20 protein-coding genes and 1 pseudogene are annotated in these 20766 nt (G+C 68.6%); 9 read left to right on the top strand and 12 right to left on the bottom strand.

The window, feature by feature from the left end:
- Positions 1-58: 58 nt before the first annotated feature.
- From ACFXKA_RS06095 to ACFXKA_RS06080, 4 genes are all read right to left on the bottom strand, one after another.
- Positions 59-820 carry an ABC transporter permease gene (locus ACFXKA_RS06095; RefSeq protein ID WP_379382217.1) on the bottom strand — a complete coding sequence of 254 codons (762 nt, stop codon included), beginning with the start codon at positions 818-820 and terminating at the stop codon, positions 59-61.
- Complete coding sequence (locus ACFXKA_RS06090) at positions 817-1839, bottom strand: ATP-binding cassette domain-containing protein (protein ID WP_379426319.1); 1023 nt, start codon at positions 1837-1839, stop codon at positions 817-819. The genes ACFXKA_RS06095 and ACFXKA_RS06090 overlap by 4 nt, the downstream gene beginning before the upstream one ends.
- A gap of 79 nt (positions 1840-1918) precedes the next feature.
- On the bottom strand, positions 1919-2536 hold the full coding sequence (locus tag ACFXKA_RS06085) for a PadR family transcriptional regulator (RefSeq protein WP_354835188.1): 618 nt from the start codon (positions 2534-2536) through the stop codon (positions 1919-1921).
- A gap of 78 nt (positions 2537-2614) precedes the next feature.
- Positions 2615-3910, bottom strand: a complete 1296-nt coding sequence (locus ACFXKA_RS06080; RefSeq protein ID WP_379426318.1) for an NAD(P)/FAD-dependent oxidoreductase — start codon at positions 3908-3910, stop codon at positions 2615-2617.
- A gap of 112 nt (positions 3911-4022) precedes the next feature.
- Between ACFXKA_RS06080 and ACFXKA_RS06075 the strand changes: the two genes are divergently transcribed.
- The gene (locus ACFXKA_RS06075) at positions 4023-4883 is read left to right on the top strand and encodes a LysR family transcriptional regulator (RefSeq protein WP_354835356.1); all 861 of its coding nucleotides are present in this window, start codon (positions 4023-4025) and stop codon (positions 4881-4883) included.
- 10 nt (positions 4884-4893) lie between these two features.
- Here the strand turns inward: ACFXKA_RS06075 and ACFXKA_RS06070 are convergent, their stop codons facing one another.
- Positions 4894-5391 carry an SRPBCC family protein gene (locus tag ACFXKA_RS06070; RefSeq protein WP_379426317.1) on the bottom strand — a complete coding sequence of 166 codons (498 nt, stop codon included), beginning with the start codon at positions 5389-5391 and terminating at the stop codon, positions 4894-4896.
- Positions 5388-6173 (bottom strand): SDR family NAD(P)-dependent oxidoreductase, encoded by a 786-nt coding sequence (locus ACFXKA_RS06065; protein ID WP_379426316.1) that lies wholly within the window; start codon positions 6171-6173, stop codon positions 5388-5390. Before ACFXKA_RS06065 ends, ACFXKA_RS06070 begins: the two co-directional genes overlap by 4 nt.
- Before the next feature lie 76 nt (positions 6174-6249).
- Between ACFXKA_RS06065 and ACFXKA_RS06060 the strand changes: the two genes are divergently transcribed.
- Together ACFXKA_RS06060 and ACFXKA_RS06055 are read left to right on the top strand one after the other, a co-directional pair.
- The gene (locus tag ACFXKA_RS06060) at positions 6250-6861 is read left to right on the top strand and encodes a TetR/AcrR family transcriptional regulator (protein WP_379426315.1); all 612 of its coding nucleotides are present in this window, start codon (positions 6250-6252) and stop codon (positions 6859-6861) included.
- Positions 6862-6937: 76 nt separating this feature from the next.
- Positions 6938-7084, top strand: a pseudogene (locus ACFXKA_RS06055) (DUF1707 domain-containing protein); the annotation flags it as partial.
- A 128-nt stretch (positions 7085-7212) separates the two neighbouring features.
- Here ACFXKA_RS06055 and ACFXKA_RS06050 read toward each other — a convergent pair.
- From ACFXKA_RS06050 to ACFXKA_RS06035, 4 genes are all read right to left on the bottom strand, one after another.
- Entirely contained in the window at positions 7213-8154 is a 942-nt protein-coding gene (locus tag ACFXKA_RS06050; RefSeq protein WP_379426314.1) for an aminoglycoside phosphotransferase family protein, read from the bottom strand.
- Positions 8155-8249: 95 nt separating this feature from the next.
- Positions 8250-9125, bottom strand: a complete 876-nt coding sequence (locus ACFXKA_RS06045; protein WP_379426313.1) for a hypothetical protein — start codon at positions 9123-9125, stop codon at positions 8250-8252.
- 112 nt (positions 9126-9237) lie between these two features.
- The gene (locus tag ACFXKA_RS06040) at positions 9238-10197 is read right to left on the bottom strand and encodes an electron transfer flavoprotein subunit alpha/FixB family protein (protein ID WP_354835175.1); all 960 of its coding nucleotides are present in this window, start codon (positions 10195-10197) and stop codon (positions 9238-9240) included.
- Positions 10198-10235: 38 nt separating this feature from the next.
- The gene (locus ACFXKA_RS06035) at positions 10236-11021 is read right to left on the bottom strand and encodes an electron transfer flavoprotein subunit beta/FixA family protein (RefSeq protein WP_326309084.1); all 786 of its coding nucleotides are present in this window, start codon (positions 11019-11021) and stop codon (positions 10236-10238) included.
- A gap of 191 nt (positions 11022-11212) precedes the next feature.
- On the opposite strand from ACFXKA_RS06035, the gene ACFXKA_RS06030 reads away from it, so the two are divergent.
- The 3 genes from ACFXKA_RS06030 to ACFXKA_RS06020 are packed head-to-tail and all read left to right on the top strand — an operon-like array spanning position 11213 to position 14804.
- Positions 11213-11995 (top strand): class I SAM-dependent methyltransferase, encoded by a 783-nt coding sequence (locus tag ACFXKA_RS06030; protein ID WP_379426312.1) that lies wholly within the window; start codon positions 11213-11215, stop codon positions 11993-11995.
- Positions 11992-13545: a 1,4-alpha-glucan branching protein domain-containing protein gene (locus ACFXKA_RS06025; RefSeq protein WP_379426311.1), complete on the top strand. Its 1554-nt coding sequence runs from the start codon at positions 11992-11994 to the stop codon at positions 13543-13545. The genes ACFXKA_RS06030 and ACFXKA_RS06025 overlap by 4 nt, the downstream gene beginning before the upstream one ends.
- Positions 13542-14804 (top strand): glycosyltransferase family 4 protein, encoded by a 1263-nt coding sequence (locus tag ACFXKA_RS06020; RefSeq protein ID WP_354835169.1) that lies wholly within the window; start codon positions 13542-13544, stop codon positions 14802-14804. The genes ACFXKA_RS06025 and ACFXKA_RS06020 overlap by 4 nt, the downstream gene beginning before the upstream one ends.
- Positions 14805-14890: 86 nt before the next feature.
- On the opposite strand, the gene ACFXKA_RS06015 is transcribed toward ACFXKA_RS06020, so the two are convergent.
- Together ACFXKA_RS06015 and ACFXKA_RS06010 are read right to left on the bottom strand one after the other, a co-directional pair.
- Positions 14891-15325, bottom strand: coding sequence for a cupin (locus ACFXKA_RS06015; protein ID WP_354835167.1), 435 nt, complete (start codon positions 15323-15325; stop codon positions 14891-14893).
- A 47-nt stretch (positions 15326-15372) separates the two neighbouring features.
- Positions 15373-16272: a LysR family transcriptional regulator gene (locus ACFXKA_RS06010; protein WP_364613296.1), complete on the bottom strand. Its 900-nt coding sequence runs from the start codon at positions 16270-16272 to the stop codon at positions 15373-15375.
- Positions 16273-16515: 243 nt separating this feature from the next.
- Between ACFXKA_RS06010 and ACFXKA_RS06005 the strand changes: the two genes are divergently transcribed.
- From ACFXKA_RS06005 to ACFXKA_RS05995, 3 genes are read left to right on the top strand one after another with little or no spacing between them, the layout of a single operon-like run.
- Positions 16516-16914, top strand: coding sequence for a VOC family protein (locus ACFXKA_RS06005; RefSeq protein WP_354835163.1), 399 nt, complete (start codon positions 16516-16518; stop codon positions 16912-16914).
- Between the two features lie 17 nt (positions 16915-16931).
- Complete coding sequence (locus ACFXKA_RS06000) at positions 16932-18566, top strand: MFS transporter (RefSeq protein WP_379426310.1); 1635 nt, start codon at positions 16932-16934, stop codon at positions 18564-18566.
- A gap of 19 nt (positions 18567-18585) precedes the next feature.
- Entirely contained in the window at positions 18586-20742 is a 2157-nt protein-coding gene (locus ACFXKA_RS05995; RefSeq protein ID WP_379426309.1) for an MMPL family transporter, read from the top strand.
- The last annotated feature ends 24 nt before the right edge of the window (positions 20743-20766 follow it).

Below are 20766 nucleotides of genomic sequence, written 5' to 3'. Positions count from 1 at the left end.
AAACCTGAACCTCTGTTCAGGTCAACAACTTTTCGCCGGCAGCGAAGAGCCGCCCGGGTCAGGCGTTCTCCCGGGCGAAGCTGCGGGAGGCGACCAGGATCAGCAGCAGTGAGACCACGATGGTGACGGCGGTGCCGACATAGACCTCGTGCGCCCCGAAGTCACCGCGGAACAGCGCCCGCGCCGCGTCCACGGTGTGCGAGAACGGATTCACCTTCGCGATGTCCTGCAGCCACTTCGGTCCCACCGTCATCGGCAACAGGATGCCCGACAGCAGCATGATCGGCACCGAGACCGAGTTCAGCAGCGAGGCCAGGGTGTCCTCCGAGCGCGCCCACAGGCCCAGCGCATAGGACGCGGACGCCAGCCCCGCACCCATGACCGCGATCAGCAGCAACGACAGCACCAGGCCGCCCGGATTCGGCCGCAGCCCGAAGACCGCCGTGGCCACCCCGACCAGCACCAGGGCCTGCACCAGCAGCACCGTCATGTCCTTGAGCACCCGGCCCAGCAGCAGCGCGCCGCGCGAGGCGGGAGTCACCCGCTGCCGTTCGATCACGCCTGCGCGCCATTCGGCCACGATGCCGAAGCCGACGAACAATGCTCCGAACAAACCGATCTGAATGACCAGCGCCGGGGTGAGGATCTTCCACGGATCCGCGCCCGGGCCCAATGACGGGGCGATGCCCTTCACCAGGGGACCGAACAGGACCAGATAGATGATCGGCTGCATCAGGCCGATGATCACCCAGACCGGATTGCGCAGATTGGCCCGGACCTGGGACCAGTAGATCAGTCCGGTGTCGCGCAGGAAGGTCATGACCGGTCTCCTTCCCGGAGTGAACGCCCGGTGAGCGTGAGGAACACATCGTCGAGGCTGGGACGCTTGACGGTGAGCGAACTGGGCGTGATGCCCTTGTCACCGAGCGCCTGCAGCAGCGGGACCACCGCGGCGTCACCGTGTTCGACGGTGAGATGCACGAGACTCTTTCCGGCATGGCCGTTCTCGTGGCCCTCGGTGCGCAGCCGGGAGCGCAGTTCGAGCGCCTCGGCGGCGACATCCAAGGCCAGATCGGCGCTGCCGGAAGCGATTTCGAGGCTGATCACGTCGCCGGAGATGCGCCGCTTCAGCTCATCGGGGGTGCCTTCGGCGACGATGGTGCCGTGGTCCATCACCAGGATGCGATCGCAGAGCGCGTCCGCCTCCTCCAGATAGTGGGTGGTGAGTACGACGGTGGTGCCTTCGTCGCGCAGCCGCCGGATGTGGTCCCACAGGTTGGCCCGGCTCTGCGGATCCAGCCCGGTGGTGGGTTCGTCGAGGTAGATGAGCGTGGGCCGGTGCACGAGGCCGAGCGCGATGTCCACCCGCCGGCGCTGCCCGCCGGAGAGCTGCCCGCACCGGCGGCGTTCCAGCCCGTCGAATTCGAGCGCCTTGGCCAGGTCGGCGGCATTGCGCCTGGCCTCGGCCCTGGACAGCCCGAAAAGCCTTGCCTGCAGGATCAATTCGTCCTCGACCAATTCGGTCTCATTGGTCGATCCGCCCTGCGGCACATAGCCGATGCGGGAGCGCACCGTCCGCGGCTCGGCGCGCAGGTCGGCGCCGACCACGGTGGCCTCGCCCGCGGTGGGCGCCAGCAGCGTCGAGATCATCCGCAGGGTGGTGGTCTTGCCGGCCCCGTTCGGGCCGAGCAGTCCGATGATCTCGCCGTAGCGCACGTCGAAGTCGATACCCGTGACCGCTTGCACGTCACCGGTTTTGGTCTTGAAGGTCCGGGCCAGCCCACGGACCCGGATGACCGGGTCGGTGGGTGCGCCGCGGACGGGTGATGTCGTTTCCACGTCTCAACGGTAGAAACGACCCACCCAGATAGTCAAGCTTGACTATTAAAACTTGAGTACTTCGCCGGGAGCGGCGACACTACTTCACCGGAGGCGGGACCGGGGCCCCACCCATGGTCCCCGACCAGGCATCCAGCTCCCCGCTCTCGATCCGCTGCAGGGTCCGGCGCGACCACTCCAGATCCGCACGCACATGTGCCGCAGCAAGATTGATCGCATCGGCGACATGATGCGGCTCCGCCTCCCGCGGATCCCCGCTCCCGGCCAGAATCCGCTCCTCCTCGCGCTCGAGATAGACCAGATTCGACTCGAACTGCAGGATCCGGCTGCGCAGCGCCGCAATCACATCCACCTTCGGCGCGTGCGGAAACAGCGACACCGTCGCGAAATACGGATGCTTGAGCTGGTCGGCCGCGAACAGCGACTCGCGCAGCATCTCGCCGAATTCCTTCTCCCCCTCCGGAGTCAGCCGATACGTGCGCCGCTCCGGCCGCGCCCCCTCCTGCCCGACACCCTCCACCGAGATGAGACCGTCCCGCTCCAGCGTGTTCAGCGCCCCGTACACCGACCCGGGCTTCACATTGGCCCAGTCGTCGGCATGCCAGGACAGCAATTCGCGGCGCACGTCGTAGCCGTGCACGGGCTGGAGCAGGCGCACCACCGCCAGCACCAGCAATCGAGTTGTAGGAACAGCCATAGTCGCAGGTTAACCTTGCCCCACAACGGGAACGAGCCGCCCGGCGCTATCGCCGAACGGCTCGTTTCGTTCCTGCGGTCAGGCCGCTACCGGTGACTTCTCCGGAGTCTTTGCGGCCGAGGCCTTTTCGACCTCGTTGAAGCCGGGCCGGCCGCTGCCGATGAAGGCGACCAGCCAGGACAGCACCGCGGCGAAGCGGTTGCGGAAGCCGACCAGGTAGTAGATGTGCACCGCGAGCCAGGCCACCCAGGCGATGAGGCCGGTGAACTTGACCTTGTCGTTCAGCTTGGTGACCGCGCTGAAGCGGCTGATCACCGCCATCGAGCCCTTGTCCCAGTACTTGAACGGAGTGGCCGCGGGCTTCTTGCCGCGAATGATGTCGGCGACGTGGCGGCCCTCCTGCATGGCCACCGGCGACTGGCCGGGGTAGCCGTTGAGGTAGGTCATGTCACCGATGGCGAAGATGTCGGCGTGGCCGCCGACGGTGCAGTCGGGGTTGATGAGCAGGCGGCCGGCGCGGTCGGTCTCGCAGCCGGTGGCCTCGGCCAGCACCCGGGCGAAGCCGCCGGCCTGCACGCCCGCCGACCACACCACGGTCTCGGCGGCGATCCGGCGCTCCACGCCGTCCTTGCTCTTGACGGTGACCTTGCCGTCCTCGATATCGGTGACGAAGGTGTCGACCAGCACCTCGACGCCGCTGCGCTCCAGCGACTCCTTGGCGTATTCCGACAGCCCCCCGCCGAAGGGCGGCAGCACCACGCCCGCGCCCTCCACCAGGGTGACGGTGTCCTCCTGGTGGTAATACCTCTTCGCGAGCTCCTTCAACTGACCGGCGACCTCGACGCCGGTCGCGCCCGCGCCGACCACCACGAAGCTCAGCAACCGGCGGCGGGTCTCGGGGTCGGCATCCTTGGCCTGCTCGAAGACGCGCTGGATCTGCGCGCGCAGGTTGCGGGCGTCGTCGATGGTCTTGAGCGAGAACGTCTTGTCCGCGAAGTCGTCACGGCCGAAGTACGACTGGCTGGCGCCGGTGGCGGCGATGAGCTTGCCGTACCGGATCCGGCGCGGACCCTCGGATGTCTCATAGGTGAGTACCGCATTGGCGGCGTCGATGGCGGTGACCTTGCCCAGCCGCACCTCGCCGTTCTTGTGGTTGCGCAGGATATTGGCCATGGGAGGCGCGATCTCGTCCGAGGCCAGCACACCCGTCGCGACCTGATAGAGGAGTGGCTGGAAGAGGTGCTCGGGCGTACCCGAGATCAGGACGTAACGGACACCCGACTTGTTCAACTGCTTCGCAGCGGCGAGACCACCGAAGCCCGATCCGACGATGACGACATCGGCGGTTTCGATACCCGCCTCCACGTACTGCATGACTGCTCCCTTCCGTCATGACTAACCGTGATTCGGAACGCGGTTGTTCCACGTGTCAGGGCGCATAATCAAGATGACTCTTATCTACGTTGATCATGAATTGGAGAATGCCGTGGAGCTGCGCCAACTGGCCTACTTCGTGGCGGTCTGTGAGGAGCTGAGCTTCAGCCGGGCCGCGAGCCGATGCTTCATCTCGCAGTCGGCTATCAGTCATCAGATCGCCCGGCTGGAACGCGACCTCGGCGTGAACCTCTTCGAACGGTCCACACGCTCCGTCGTCCCGACCGACGCGACCACTCGGCTACTTCCCCTTGCGAAGCAAATGCTGAGCCTCGAATCGGCCATTCGCGCAGCTGTGCGGGCCTCCGGGCCGCGCATTCGCTTGGCGGCTAATATGAGCTTTGCAACTAGATCACTGTCCGCCATCGCGGGCGCGCGCGAGGCGCACCCGGGCGCGGAGATCGAATTCGTCATCAAGCCCTTCCGTCAGCGCATCCAGGCGGTGGCCGACGGCGACTGTGACCTTGCCCTCATCCGGGGCAGTGTGGACCAGCCGGGGCTGACCGTCGAGAAGCTCTGGGACGAGGATCCGGTCATCGCCACCTCCACCGCGCACCCGCTCGTCACGCGCGGCGGCGATGTCACCCTCGCGGAATTGGGGGCCTATCCCCTGCTGCTCCCGCCCGAGTCGGAACAGGTCCTGCTCCACAATGTGGTGCGGGCCGCCTTCGCCGACCTCCCCACCGGGCCGGTCTTCGGCCCGCCCATCCCGCCGGACCACACCGCCACCATGGAACTCATCAACCGGCCCGACGCCTGGACCATCCTCTACGCCGACAGCCAGACCGAGGGCATCGCCACCCTGCGGCTCACGGGGCACCCGCTGCGCATCCCGGTCTCGGCCGTCACCCGCAGCGAGGGCCGCACGTCCCCCATCGTGACCACCCTGCTGGCGGCGCTGCACTGCGCGTGACCCACCACCCCTAACCGGGATGCGCGGCTGCGAACTCGGCGAGACCGGCCGCGAAGGACTCGAACATCGGAGTCAGCATCGACCGCACGAACCGCGCCTCGACCGGAGCGAGCGCCGGTGCCGGTGCCGGATCCAGGTGGACCTGCCAGGTCAGGGTGCAGTGCCCGGCGTCGATCGGCGTGAACGAGATGTCCTCGATCATGCGGCGGGCCAGGGGAATCGACATCGCGTCCGCGCCGAAGGTGAAGCGCACGGCCGGTTCCCAGGCCAGAAAGCGTTCCCGCACAGTGATCCAGCGCAGGTGGATATCGCGGATCGCGCCCGCGGCACGGGCATTCGAGTACCAGGTGGTGGCGCGATAGCCGTTCGCCCACTCGGTCTGCCCCTCCCCCGCGGCGAGGATCTCGAAGGTGCGCGCCGCCGAGGCCGCCACCGTGCGCTCGCTGTGCAGGTGCAGGCGCATGGCATCGATATCGCCGAGTTCGCTCGGGCGCAGCGCGAACATCATTTCGACCCCACCAGACGCCTGGTCACGCGGATGGTGGTGCGGCGCGGCAGGATTCGCGGCAGACCCGACGAGACCGCATTGGCGGTGCCGGACACGGTGCTCGGCGGCGGGTTGCGGCGATCCAGTGCCCGCAGGGCGGTGGCCACCACCTGCTGTGGTGTCTGCCGGCTGCCGACACTCGCCGCTTCGCCTGCCACATCGAAGAATTCGGTGTCGGTCGCGCCCGGGCAGACCGCCAGCGCGGTGACGCCCGACCCCTCCAGTTCGCCCCACAGCGCCTCGGTGAAGGAGAGCACGAAGGCCTTGGTCGCGCCGTAGAGGGCCATGAACGGAATCGGCTGGAAGGCCGCGGTCGAGGCGATATTGACGATCACCCCGCGATCGCGGGTCACCATGGCCGGCAGTGCGGCGTGGGTCAGCTCGGCCAGCGCGGCCACATTCACCGCGATCTCCGCACGGACCTGGCCGGCCGCATGGTCGGCCAGCGCGCCGTGGGTGGCGAAACCCGCGTTGTTGATCAGGATGCCGACGGGATGCAGCGGATCGGCGCAGACCTCGGCGACCCGCGCCACACCGGCCGGATCCGCGAGGTCCGCGGCGAGTACGCGCACCGAAACCCCGTGCGCGACTTCCAATTCCTTCGCCAGGTCCCGCAGCCGCGGCTCGCGCCGGGCCACCAGGATCAAATCGCAGCCGCGGGCGGCCAGGGCGGCGGCGAAGGCCGCGCCGATACCGCTGCTCGCGCCGGTGACGACCGCCGTCGCCGGGTACCACTCGGTCATTTCTCCTCCTAGGTGAACAGGTGTTCAGCTATGTATACTTAACAGCTGTTCAGTCATCTCTGTCAAGGAGGACTTCGTGCCGGGTACCCGACAGCGCCGAACCCGCGGCGAAGGCGAGCGGCTGCGCGCCGAACTCGTCGCCGCGGCCATCGACCTGCTGCTCGAACCACAGCCGCTGCCCGCGCCGTCACTACGCGCCATCGCCCGCGCCTGCGGCGTCGCACCCAGCGCCGTCTACATGCACTTCGCCTCCCAGGACGCGCTGAACTACGCGGTGATCGCCGAGTTGTTCGGCCGGCTGCGCGCCGACCTCGACGCCGCCGACCCGGAAGCCGCGAGCCCCGCCGAACGACTCGACGCCCTGCTCGGCGCCTACCTGACCTGGGCCGAAAACCACCCGGGCGCATACCAATTGCTGTTCGAGCGGCCCGATCCGCTCGACACCGAGGGCGAGGGCCCCGGCCTGGATCTGCTCGACCGCCTCGCCCGGCTGCTGCCCGATGCCGACCCGCAGGTGCCCGGCACCGACCCACAGGCCCGCCACGCCACCGCCCTGCGCATCTGGTGCGCCGTGCACGGGGTGGCCTCCCTGCGCATCCACAAACCGAGCGCACCGTGGGCCGCGACCGCCCGCGCCGACGCCCGGGCGCTGGTGGCGGGCCTCGCCGGACTGCCCGCCGGCACCTGACCACCGCGCGAAAGCCGCGACGGCCGGATAGCGCCGACACACCCGGCGGAACCGAGGCATCGTGGGGCAGGAGAACATGCGGGCCTCCGACCGGGACCGCGAACAGATCGTCGACCGGCTGCGGGTGGCCATGGGCGAGGGGCGGATCACGCTGCACGAATTCGACGAACGGTTGCAGCAGGTGTACTCGGCCCGGACCTACGGGGAACTGGCGCCGATCATGTCCGACCTACCGGTCCCACGGGGTCCGGGGCGACCCGTGGGCCGTCCCGACGACGGCGGCAGCGTGCCGGTCTGGGTCAAGATCATCTGGGCGCCATGGGTTTTCGTGAATCTCTTCGGCCGCCGCGATCAGGCCAACGCCGCTGCGACCGCGAGATGCAACCGCAGGTCCGCGGGCTCCTCGTCCTCGACGGCCCACACGATCTCCTCCATCGACCGCATGAACGCCCAGGCACGTGCCCGATCGGCGCGGACGGCCAATCCCGCAGCGGTCCGCTCGACCACCGACCGGGCATGGTCCGGCGTCGGATCGCTCTGCACCTGAATCATGATCAGGAACCCAGCATCGAAGGCCGCCTCCCCCAGATAAGCCTTCGGATCGATGAGCAGCCACGGCTCCCGTTCCGCCGCAACGATATTCCCCAGATGGGTATCCCGATTCACCACCAGCAGCGGCCCGTCCGGCACCGCCAGCTCACCACACCGCTCCGCCGCCCGATCCAGCAGCCGAGCCGGAATCACCTCCGCGACACCGTCTTCCGGCTCGAGAAACATCCCCTCCCACCCCGCCACCATCCCGGCGGCAGTCGGCAACTCCGGAAAACCCGCCGGAACCACCACCGGCTCCCGCCGCAGCCTGCGATACAACCCGCACGCCTGCTCGACCTTGCCGATGTTCTCCGGCCGCCCTTCGAGACTCGGGAACCCGGGCTGATACAGCAGTTCCGTCCCCGGCCGCGCCCATTCGAGCAGCATCGCCCCGGTCTCGGGATCGAACTCGTACAGCCGCACCGCCCCATCCCCGCCATAGCAGTACAGCCCGGCCGGCTCCCCATGGTTCTCCTCGTCGACCACCGGCACCTTCAGTACCGCGACCGAGCCGTCGGTTCGCCGCACCGGTGCGACCCACGAATGCGTCCCGCCTCCGAAGCTGTGCTCGATGATCTCCAGCCCCCAGGCCGCACACCGCTGCTCCACCACCCTCGGCAGCGCGGCCAGCCACCGCGACCCGCGCTCCCCGAAACTCCCCGCGATGTTCTCGGCCACCTCCGGCGGCAATGAGATCGGCATCAGGCCACCCTGCCCCAGACCGCCGAGAACCGGCAAACCATTTCGTATGGAAATGATTCGCACCCGAGGTCGCCGCCAGGTTCGACGACCAGCTCCTACTCGGGGTCTCCTACCGCGACAACGACACTCTCCTCGCGGCCGACGGATACCTCCCCACCGCCGCCGTCGGCGACCGGCTCCCCCGCGCCCGGCTCTCCGACGGCCGCTCCGTCCTCGACCTCATCGGCCCCGGCCGCGTCCTCCTCATCGGATCCCAGCTCCCCCGGCAACTCCGCACTGTCTGCGATCTCACCCCCTGTGCCGCTCTCCTCGTCCGCCCCGACGGCCAGATCGCCGCCCGCGTCTACGGCTGACCACGACTCCGAGGCCGTAACCGATTGCGGCGCATCATTTTCGGCTACCGGTGGCGGGGCGGATTCGGTCGGCTCGGCCGGGGCGCTCGCGGCCGGGTCCGGTGTCACCGTCTGCGGCACTTCGGGAAGCGGGGTCTCGTGGACGGTTCGCCAGAGGTGGGTGCGGCCGTCGGTGACCAGCACGGCCGTGACGATCCGCTGACCGGTCCGCGCCGCCCCCACCCGGTTCTCGGCGACGAATCGGACCACGATCAGCTGCCCACTGCGCGCGACCTCCGCCACCTCGGAGACCTCGATCTCCATCCCCGCCAGCGCATTCCGCGCCGACCAGATCCCCGCCAGGAACGCTTCCCGATCCACCGCCTGCCCGGTGGTCACCACCGAGGTGAACCGCTCGTCCAACGCCCCGGAGATGCGGTCGAACACCTTCGGCGCCGCATCCGACCCCAGCCATTCGGCGAGGTCGAAATGCAGTGCCGCGACGATCTCCGACAGCTCGACGCCATCCGCGCCGAAACCGGCCGTCTCATCAGCCTTCTCGGGAGCAGGCTCCCCGGCCCGCCATCGCCGAGGATCGAATCGCCCACGCACCGGGCAAGCCTGCCCGACCCTCGTCATCCCGGCAACCGTAGCGGTCCGCGAGCCGCATGCCCCCGAAACTCGAATGTCCCCGGCCGCTGCGGCCGGGGACATTCGAGTTTGCCTGCGCTGCAAAGGCAGCGACGGGCGACTAGCCCTTGTGGGCCTTCACGGCCTCGGTGAGCTGCGGGGCGACGTTGAACAGGTCGCCGACGATGCCGTAGTCCGAGATCTCGAAGATCGGGGCCTCTTCGTCCTTGTTGACGGCCACGATGGTCTTCGAGGTCTGCATGCCGGCGCGGTGCTGGATGGCGCCGGAGATGCCGAGGGCGACGTACAGCTGCGGGGAGACCGTCTTACCGGTCTGACCGACCTGGAACTGGCCCGGGTAGTAGCCGGAGTCGACGGCGGCACGGGACGCACCGACGGCGGCACCGAGGGCGTCGGCCAGCGGCTCGACGACCTTGCCGAAGTTGTCGGCCGAACCGACACCACGGCCACCGGAGACCACGATCGCGGCCTCGGTGAGCTCGGGGCGGTCGCCGCCCACGTTCGGCTCACGCGAGACGACCTTGACGACGCCCTCTTCCTGCGCGGGCAGCTCGACGGCGACCTTCTCGCCGGCGGCGGCCTGCGGGGCGGCCTCGATGGCGCCCGGGCGCACCGAGATCACCGGCACGTCGCCGGTGGCCTTGGCGTCCACGGTGAACGCGCCACCGAAGATCGAGTGCTGCACCGAGCCGTCACCGTTCACGGCGATGGCGTCGATGAGCAGACCGGAACCGATGCGGGCGGCCAGGCGACCCGACACCTCCTTGCCCTCCGCGGTGGCGGCGACCAGGATCGCGGCCGGGGCGGCGGACTCGGACAGGCCGGCGAGCACGTCGACCTTGGGGGTGACGAGGAAGCCCTCGGCGTCGTCGCCCTCGGCGACGTAGATCTTCTCGGCGCCGGCGGCGGCCAGGGCGTCGCCCAGCTTGTCGGCGGTGCCGGCCGGGCCGACCACGACCGCGGCCGGGGTGCCGAGCGAGCGGGCGGCGGTGAGGAGTTCGGTGGTCACCTTCTTGGGCGCACCGTCAGCGTGCTCCACGAGCACCAGAACTTCTGCCATTTTTTCTATCTCCTGAAAGTCGTTGGGCTCGGGGGGCTTTAGATGATCTTCTGGCCGACCAGGTAGGTGGCGATCTGGTTGCCGCCCTCGCCCTCGTCGACGATCTTCTCGCCCGCCGTGCGCGCCGGCTTCGGGGTCACACCGGTCACCTGGGTGCCGGCGTTCGCAACGCCCACGGTCTCCGGGTCGACGCCCAGATCCGCCAGGGTGAAGGTCTGAACTTCCTTCTTCTTGGCGGCCATGATGCCCTTGAAGGACGGGAAGCGCGGCTCGTTGATCTTCTCGGTGACCGAGACGATGGCCGGAAGAGTGGCCTCGAGCTTGAACACGCCCTCGTCGGTCTCCCGCTCGCCGGCGATGCGCTCACCGTCGACGGTCAGCTTGCGCAGGTGGGTCAGCTGCGGCAGGCCCAGGTACTCGGCGATGATGGCCGGAACCGCACCGGCGCGACCGTCGGTGGCCTCGTTGCCCGCGATGACCAGCTCGATGCCCTCGATCTGGCCCAGCGCGGCGGCCAGGATGTAGGCGGTCTGCACGGCGTCGGAGCCGTGGATGGCCGGGTCGTTGATGTGGATGGCCTTGTCCGCGCCCATGGACAGGGCCTTGCGGATGGCCTCGGTGGCCCTATCGGGGCCTGCGGCCAGCACGGTGACCTCGCCGCCCTGCGCCTCCTTGATCAACAGCGCCTCCTCGACGGCGCGCTCGTTGATCTCATCGAGGATGGCGTCGGCGGCCTCGCGGTCGAGGGTGTAGTCACCGCTGGTCAGCTTGCGCTCGGACCAGGTGTCGGGAACCTGCTTGATCAGTACGACGATGTTCGGCATTGGTCTTCGTCGACCTCCTGTTCTGGTGGCACTGGGTGTGGCGGTCGCACGAGATCGTCACGTACGTCCACAAGTAGCTCGTCCGGGAGATTACCCTACGTTAAGTTACTCGTGGGTAACTTAGCGTGTGACTTTCTGCATCGGCTGATCCGGTCGCGGGTGTGATATGGACAACCGCTAACGTCGGAGCAATGAGCGAGGCCGTGAGTCCTGTTGAAAACCCCACCGATCCCTTGCCTTTGACCGGTGAGCGGACGGTGCCCGGCATCGCCGAGGAGAACTACTGGTTCCGGCGGCACGAGATCGCCTACGTGCGCATGCTGGAGCACTGCGCGGGCAAGGTCGTGCTCGAGGCCGGCAGCGGAGAAGGCTACGGCGCCAATATGATCGCCGACGTCGCCGCGCAGGTCACCGGCCTGGACTACGACGACAGCGCGGTCGCGCACGTGCGCGCCAAGTACCCGCGGGTGCGGATGGTGCAGGGCAATCTGGCCGCGCTGCCGCTCGACGACGCCTCGGTCGACGTCGTGGTGAACTTCCAAGTGATCGAGCATCTTTGGGACCAGGCACAGTTCCTGCGCGAATGCCTGCGGGTGCTGCGGCCCGGCGGCAAGCTGCTGATCTCCACCCCCAACCGGATCACCTTCTCCCCCGGGCGCGATACGCCGCTCAACCCTTTCCACACGCGTGAGCTGAATGCCGCCGAGATGACCGAGCTTCTCGTCGAGGCCGGTTTCACCGTGGAACTGATGGCGGGCATCTTCCACGGGCCCGAACTCGTAGCGCTGGACGCGAAGTGGGGCGGGTCGCTCATCGACGCGCAGATCGAGCGGGCGCTGGCGGGCGAGCCGTGGCCGGCGGAGCTGGCGGCGGACGTGGCCGCCGTGCGCATCGACGATTTCGAACTGGTCGCCGACACCGAGCGGGATATCGACGCCAGCCTGGATCTGCTGGCCATCGCGGTGAAGCCGTGACGGACAAGCTTTCCCCGGTGCCGGGCCAGTTCACGCTGGTCCTGCACTCACATCTGCCGTGGCTGGCCCATCACGGGCGCTGGCCGGTCGGCGAGGAGTGGCTGTACCAGTCGTGGGCGGCGTCCTACCTGCCCGTGGCGAAGGTGCTGAGAACCCTTGCGGCCGAAGGCCGTTCGCACCTGATCAGCCTGGGGATCACGCCGGTGCTGGCGGCGCAGCTGGATGATCCGCACTGCCTGAAGGGCATGCACCACTGGCTGGGCAACTGGCGGCTGCGCGCCGACGAGGCGTCCATGGCGGGCAATACCGCGCTCGGCGGGCACGAACACCGGCTCGCCGCAACGGCTCTCGACGATTTCGAGACGCGCTGGATGCACGGGGCCTCGCCGGTGTGGCGCGAGCTCATCGACGCCGAGGCCATCGAATTGCTGGGCGGGCCGCTGTCGCATCCGTTCCAGCCGCTGCTGGATCCGCGGCTGCGCGAGTACGAACTGACCGAGGGCCTGGCGGACGCGCGGGCCCGATGGGGGCACACACCCTCCGGCATCTGGGCCCCCGAGTGCGGGTTCACGCCCGGGATGGAACGGACCTACGACAAGGTCGGCATCTCGCACTTCATGGTGGACGGTCCCGCCCTGCGCGGCGACACCACGCTCGGGCGGCCGGTGTGGGATTCGGATGTGGTGGCCTTCGGCCGCGACCTGACGGTCAGCTACCGGGTGTGGTCGCCGAAATCCGGGTACCCGGGGCAGCCCTTCTACCGTGATTTCCATCACTACGATCACGCCACCGGACTGAAACCGACGCGCGTCACCGGCAAGACCGTCGCGGGCCCCGACAAGGCCCCCTATGATCCCGAACTCGCCGCCGCGGCCATCGAGAAGGACGTCGCGGACTTCGTGGCGACCGTGCGGGAGCGGCTGATCGCCGAGTCGGAACGGATCGGTCGCCCGGCCCTGGTGGTGGCCGCGTTCGACACCGAACTGTTCGGGCACTGGTGGCACGAGGGCCCGCAGTGGCTCGAACAGGTGCTGCGCGCACTGCCCGAGGCGGGGGTCACCGTCGGCACGCTCGCCGATGCGCGGTCCCGTGGTTACGTGGGCGAACGCGTCGAATTGGCCGACTCCTCCTGGGGTTCGGGCAAGGACTGGCGCGTGTGGGCCGGGGACCAGGTCGCCGACCTGGTCGAGCTCAACGCCGAGGTGGTGCGGCTGGCCCTGGACACCCTCGACAAGATGCGGGTGGACGCCGGATCGATGCACAACGACCGATTCGGGCTCCGTGACACGGTTGCCGACCAGCTGCTGCGAGAGGCGATCCTCGCCGTCTCCAGCGACTGGGCGTTCATGGTGTCCAAGGATTCCGCCGCCGGATACGCGCGTGACCGCGCCCATGAACACGCCCACGCCGTGCGCGAGATCGCCGCGGCGGTCGCGGCCGGGCAACTCGCCAAAGCGGGGCAGTTGGCGGCAGGATGGTACGCGGCCGACGGACTCTTCCCCGCGCTCGATGCGCGCAGGCTCGGCCCCGCTTCAGAAGGACCCGCATGAAGATCTTGATGGTGTCGTGGGAGTACCCACCCGTCGTAGTCGGTGGGCTGGGCCGCCACGTGCATCACCTCGCCGTCGAACTGGCCGCGGCCGGGCACGAAGTCGTCGTGCTGGCGCGCCGTCCGATGGGCACCGACGCCACCACCCACCCGACGCACTCCTTCATCGAGGAGGGCGTGCTGGTGGTGGCGGTGGCCGAGGATCCGCCGGCCTTCGATTTCGGCGAGGACATGCTGGCCTGGACGCTGGCCATGGGCCACGCCATGGTGCGGGCCGGGATCGCATTGAACAAGCCGGGCATCGGCGAGGGCTGGACGCCCGATGTGGTGCACGCCCACGACTGGCTGGTCGCGCACCCTGCGATCACCCTGGCCGAGTACTACGACGTGCCGCTGGTCTCGACCATTCACGCCACCGAGGCGGGCCGCCACAGTGGCTGGGTCTCGGGACGGGTGAACCGGCAGGTGCACTCGGTGGAGTGGTGGCTGGCGCACGAATCCGACGCGCTGATCACGTGTTCGGAGTCGATGAAGGACGAGGTGCACCGGCTCTACGGCGCCGAGAAGGTGCCGATGACGGTGATCCGCAACGGTATCGACGTGGGCGCGTGGACCTTCCGCGAGCGCGCGCCGCGCTCCGGGCCGCCGCGACTGCTGTATGTCGGCCGCCTCGAATACGAGAAGGGCATCCAGGACGCCATCGCGGCGCTGCCGCGTATCCGCAAGGCGCACCCCGGTACCACCCTCACCGTCGCCGGTATCGGCACCCAGTTCGATTGGCTGCGTGAGCGGGCCCGCGCCCATCGCGTCTCGCGCGCGGTCAGCTTCGTCGGCAAGCTCGACCACACCGATCTGCTCGGCTGGCTGCACAGCGCCGACGCCATCGTGCTGCCCAGCCGCTACGAGCCGTTCGGCATCGTGGCGCTGGAGGCGGCGGCGGCGGGTACCCCGCTGATCACCTCCACCGCGGGCGGGCTCGGCGACCTGGTCACCGATGGCGTCACCGGCGCGTCCTTCGAACCGGCCGACGTGAACGGCGTTGCGGAAGCGGTCATCTCGGTCCTCGACGACGCGACCGCCGCACAGGAGCGCGCCTGGGCCGCCCGCGAGCGGCTCACCGCCGACTTCGCGTGGGACGTGGTGGCGCAGGAGACCGCGCTGGTCTACCAGGGCGCCAAGCGCCGGGTCCGCAACCCGGTCGGCCGCCCGGTCATCTCGGAACGTCCACTGCCCGAACGGGATCCGAACCAGCCGTACTGAGCGGCGCCGGTCGGATTCTCCCCCGGACACGTCTGCGCCTCGAATTGGAACGAGTTCTAATTCGAGGCGTTTCCTCGCCGCGCCGGTCAGTTGAACGGACAGCCCGGATTCGGAGCATTCTCCGACAGGGGACTCCCCGCGGGCAGGACATAAAGCACATCCAGAATCTGCGCCTCGGCGCCCAGATTACGTTCCAGATGCACATTGCCCGACCCGGCCCGCTCCACGAATGCGGTCCCCGCCCCGCCGACCTGATCCACCGCGCAATCCGAGTCGTAATGACTCAGCTGCCCCTGTCGCAGCACCGCGTACAGCGTCCCATCGTGGTAGTGCCAGCCGGTGGAACCGCCTGGCGCAATGGTGATTTCACGCAGGATGTAGTCGGTGTCGCCGATGGTGGTCCGCGAGATGATCACCCCGGTGACCCCATCGGAGGGCGTCGCCTGCGCGGTCGCGGCGAGCGAGGCCACCAGCGCGCAGGACGCCAGACCGGTCAGCACAGCTCGAAAACCGACAGTCACCCGGCCACGGTAGCGCGCACGGGCCCGCACCGCAGCCGATGCGCGGTTCAGTTCTCCTTGACGATCGGACGAATACCCAGGTCGCGGGCGGTGTCGACGAAGGCGCGGACGGCGGCGTTCTCGGCGGCGGTCAGCCAGACCAGCGCCCATTCCGTGAGGGGCGCGTCGACGATCGGGACATAGGCGATGTTCGGCGGGGTATAGGTCCAGGCGACGTGGGCGTTCATCGGGGAGACGACGGCGCCGGACATGATCAAAGGAAGGATCTCGAAGAAGGACGCCGCTTCGGGGCCGCGGGCGATCGGGACGCCGCTGGGCGTGGTGGCGGGCAGCATGCCTTCGGCCCAGTACTTCGGGACATTGCCCAGACTCGGGAAAACACATTCGGCGAGGTCTTCCATCGTGAGCGAGGCGCGGGCGGCGAGTTCGGAGGTGGTCGTGGTGGCCAGGACCCGCCCCTCGGTCATCAGCACCGGTCCGACGGTGAGGTCCGGTTCCCGGACGGGCAGCCAGATCAGGCCGAGGTCGACCTCCTTGGCGCGCAAGGCGGTGAACGGTTCACTGTGCGGGAAGTCGACCAATTCGATTGCGCAGTCGGGGTATCGGACGTTGAAGGCCTCGATGACGGGGCGCAGGTACAGGCCCAGGATGCTCATGACGGCCACCCGCAGGGTGCCCTGCACGCTGCGGCTCGCGGCGCGGGCGCGGGTGAGTCCGGTGTCGATCAGACTCTGCGCCCGCTTCAGGTCCTCGTACAGCTGACGCCCGATCGGTGTCAGGCTGACCGAGCGGGACGTGCGCTCGAACAGCGTGGCCTGAACCTGCCGCTCCTGCTTCTTGATCGCCTGACTGACCCGGGCCGGGGTGATTCGCAGCTTCTCGGCGGTTCGGCCGAAATGCAGTTCCTCGGCCAAGGTCACGAAGATCTCGATGTCCCGCAACTCCACAACGATCTCCGCTCGGTAGCTCCGCTCACCAGCATTCGATGAACGAAGCCAGTGTAACCCATAACAGAGCGCTTGCTCTGTTATGGGCGGCGCACAGCCCCGCCCGGTCCCCGCCGCGGCGCGTTCGTAAACCTCTGACTTAACCGACCTTTCGATCTCTGTCGTTGTTCCCACCTGCGGAAACTCCGAAGCTTGGAACTGTCGCCGAACACGGTGACCGAACCCAGAGGAGGGAGTGGGGGCATGAAGATCCTCGGCGCGGCAATCACCTTGACCGTCTCCGACCCCGCGGCATCGAGCGAGTTCTTCTGCACGCATCTCGGATTCCACGCCACGGTGACGAACGAGGACTTCACCTACCTCGAACGCGACGACCTGGACGTGGAAATCGTGCTGCGGCACCGCGATCCGGAAAGACCCCCGGCGACCGCGGGCCCCGGGCCCAGTGGCGTCGAACTGTCCTTCGACGTGCCGAACCTCGCCGCCGAACAGGATCGGCTGCTCGACGAGGACGCACCCGTCACCACACCGCTGCGCCGCGAAGCCGGCGGCCTACTGCGGCTCCGGCTCACCGACCCGAACCAGGTCGACGTCCAGCTGACCGAGTGGACACCCCCCGCCGGCTGCCCGCCAGAAGATTGACCCGAGAAGAGAATTCGATGGATACGACACAGATTCCGGTGGCAGCGACGCCGGACCCGACCATTCCCCGCGATCCCCGGCGCTGGTGGATTCTGGTGGCGCTCTGCCTGGCCACGATCATCCTCGTCATCGACAATATGGCGCTGTCGGTGGCGGTGCCCGCCCTGACCGAGGACCTGCACGCCAGCGCCCAGGACATGCAGTGGATCCTGGACTCCTACCTGCTGGTGTTCGCCGGGCTGCTGCTCACCTCCGGCAGTCTGTCGGATCGATTCGGGCGCAAGCGGATCCTGACCATCGGCCTGGTGCTGTTCGGTGCGGCTTCCGCAGTGGCCACGCTGGCGGCGAGTCCGGGCGAGCTGATCACCGCCCGCGTGGTCATGGGCATCGGCGGTGCGCTCATCATGCCCGCCGGATTGTCCATCGTGATCAATCTGTTCGACACCGAGGAGCGGCACCAGGCCATGTCCGCCCTGGGTGGCGTGAGCATGCTCGGGCTGATCGGCAGCCCGGTCCTCGGCGGCCTGCTCATCGACCGATTCTGGTGGGGCGCGGTCTTTCTCATCAATATCCCGATCGTGATCGTCGCCCTGGTCGCGGTGGTGACACTGGTGCCCGAATCACGCGGCCCGTGGCGGCGACCCGACCCGCTCGGCGCGGTGCTGTCCGCCATCGGCATGGTCGCGCTGGTCTGGACGATCACCGAATTGCCCGCGGACGGACTGCATTCCACCGGTACGTTCCTCGCGCTGCTGGTCACGATCGGCAGCCTGGTCGCGTTCCTGGTGTGGGAATCGCGCATCGACCACCCGATGGTGCCGTTGCGGCTGTTCCGCGATCGCGATTTCGCCGGCGGCAGCGTGGCGCTCACGCTGGTGCAGATCGGCAATGGCGGGTTACTGCTGGTCCTCACCCAGTATCTGCAGTTCGGACTCGGGTATTCGCCGCTGCGGGCCGGTACCGCCTTCCTGCCCATGGCGATCGCGGCGCTGGTGGCCAGCGGGGCGGGCGCGGGGCTCGGGCCCAAGGTCGGCAATCGCATGCTGACCGTGATCGGCATGCTGATCATGGCGGCCGGGTCGCTGCTGCTCGCGACGCTGAACGCGGACAGCGGCTTCGGGATGGTCTCGGTCGCCCTGATCGTCTTCGGACTGGGTGGCGGGCTGGCCATGCCCGCGGCCATCGCCACCATCACCGGTGCGGTGCCGCCGGAGCAGGCCGGGGTGGGGTCGGCGCTCAACGACACCATTCAACAGTCCGGCGCGGCGCTGGGCGTCGCGGTGCTGGGCAGCCTGGTGTCGTCCGTCTTCGCACACAAGATGCCCGAGTCCGCACCCGCGGCGGCCTGGCATTCGCTCGGCGACGCGCTCGCCATCGCGGCGCGCACCGGCGACCACGGATTGGCGCACACCGCCCGCGACGCCTTCGCGGGCGCGATGTCGGTCAGCTTCGGGGTGAGCGCGCTGGGCGTGCTGGCCGCGGCGGTGCTGGCGCTGGGCGTGCTGCGCGGCCGGCAGCCCACACCGGCCGCCGAGGCCGATCCGGAGCGCGGGGACACCGTGGCCGCGAACGTGTCAGCGGCGTATCAGGTCGACATCAGCCCGGCCCGCGAGGGTCTTCCCCAGCAGAACTCAGCAGCAGACCAGTACTGATCGGAAAGGAATCCTCCCGATGTTCGCTCTACTCGGGCGCATTGCCGTCAATCACCCGTGGAAGGTGATCGCCCTCTGGGTCATCGCCACCATCGCGGTGGTGGGGCTGGCGCCGAAGCTCACCGCGACCACCGACCAATCCTCGTTCCTGCCTTCGCATTACGAGTCCATTCAGGCGATGGAACTGCAACAGCGGGCATTTCCCGACGATGTGACGCCCGCGGCGCTGATCGTGGTGGAACGCGCCGACGGCGCCGCGCTCGGTGCGGACGACGCGGCGCGCGTCACCACGGTGGCGACCGACCTGAGCAGTCGCAATATCAAGGGCGTCACCGGAATTCAGGCGACTCCCCCGGCGGCGAACCGCTCGATCCAGGTCATCGCGGTGCAGATGACCAAGACCACCGACCCGAGCGACAAGACCCAGACCGATGCCGTGAAGGAGCTGCGCGACGCACTGCACGGGCAGGTGTCGGGCACCGAGCTGAAGGCCGGAATCACCGGCACCGCGGCGCAGACCCTGGATCAGACCGAATCCGGCAACAAGGGCATGGCCATCATCGGCATCGCCACCGTCGTACTGATCTTGGTGCTGATGCTCGTCATCTTCCGCAGCCCGGTGATCGCGCTGCTGCCGGTCATCACCATCGGCGCCATCTCGAGCACCGTCGGCGGCCTGATCGCCATCGTCGCCCACGCCTTCGACCTGAAGGTGGACAGCTCGGTCAACTCGCTGCTGACCGTCGTATTGTTCGGCGTCGGAACCGATTACATCCTGTTCCTGATGTTCCGCTACCGGGAGCGGCTGCGCGCCGGTGAGGATCCCAAGACCGCCATGATCAGCGCGGTCACCCGGGTCGGCGAAGCCATCACCTCCGCCGCGGGTGCGGTGATCATCGCCTTCCTCGCACTGACCCTGTCCTCGCTCGGCATGTTCCGCGCGCTGGGCCCGGCGCTGGCCATCGCCGTCGCGGTCGCCATGCTGGCGGGGCTGACCCTGGTCCCGGCCATCGTCTCCAAGCTGGGCACCAAGGTGTTCTGGCCGTCCAAGGCCTGGCAGCAGGAGCCGAAGGGCACGGTGTTCGCCGCACTCGGCCGCGGTCTGGGACGCCGGCCGGGCGTCTTCGCCGCCGCCGCGGGTGCGGTGCTGGTGGCCCTGGGTGTGGCCGCCTTCGGCTTCCACCCGACCTTCGACATGAGCTCCGCATCCACCTCCGATACGACCGAATCCACCGTCTACAGCAAGGAACTGCTCAAGGGCATGCCGGCGGGCGCCACCCAGCCGTCGCTGGTCTACCTGCACTCGGACGCTGCCCTGACCGGCGCCCAGCTCGACTCCTATCGGACCGCGCTGACCGCCACGCCCGGCGTCGGGCAGGTGGGCGCGCCGCGGGTCTCCGCCGACGGTTCGATCGCCGAATTCCAGGTGACCCTCACCTCCGAGCCGACCTCCGATGCCGCACTGGCCACGGTCCGCGGGCCGCTGCGGGACAGCGCGCACGCGGCGGCGCCGGCCGGGAGCAGCGCCTACGTCGGCGGCATGTCCTCGGTGCTGGTCGACTTCAAGGCCGCGATGAACCACGACTACAAGATCGTGTTCCCGGTGGCGGCCATCCTCATCGCCCTGGTGCTCGCACTGTTGCTGCGCAGCGTCGTCGCACCCTGGTACCTGATGGGCGCGGTCGGCCTCGGCTTCGCCGCCACCCTGGGCGCGGCGGTGCTGGTATTCCAGCGGGCCCAAGGCAATTCGGGCCTGATCTTCTCGCTGCCGATCATCATGTACATGTTCGTCATCGCCCTGGGCACCGACTACAACATCCTCATGGTGGCCCGGCTGCGCGAAGAGGCCGCCGAGGGCCGGGATCCGCGGACCGCGGCGGCGCTGAGCCTGCGCCACACCGGCCCCACCATCGCGGCGGCCGGCGTCATCCTGGCCGGTACCTTCGCCTCGATGATGCTGGCGGGCAATTCGATGCTGGCGCAGATGGGCTTCGCCATCTCCTTCGGCATCGCTCTGTCGGCCTTCGTCATGGCCATGTTCTTCACCCCCGCGGTGACCGCCCTGTTCGGCCGCAAGGCCTGGTGGCCGGGCCGGATCGGCGCCCGGCGGGATGTCATGGCCGAGCTGGACGACCAATCCGATTGGCAGGCAACGCAGAACAGCTACATCCGCTGATCCCGGACCCCTTGGATGCCTGAC

The sequence above is a fragment of the Nocardia sp. NPDC059228 genome, from assembly GCF_042754245.1.
Lineage (GTDB): Bacteria > Actinomycetota > Actinomycetes > Mycobacteriales > Mycobacteriaceae > Nocardia.
Note: the sequence above shows the minus strand (reverse complement) of the source record. Positions and strands in the feature narration are given on the sequence as shown.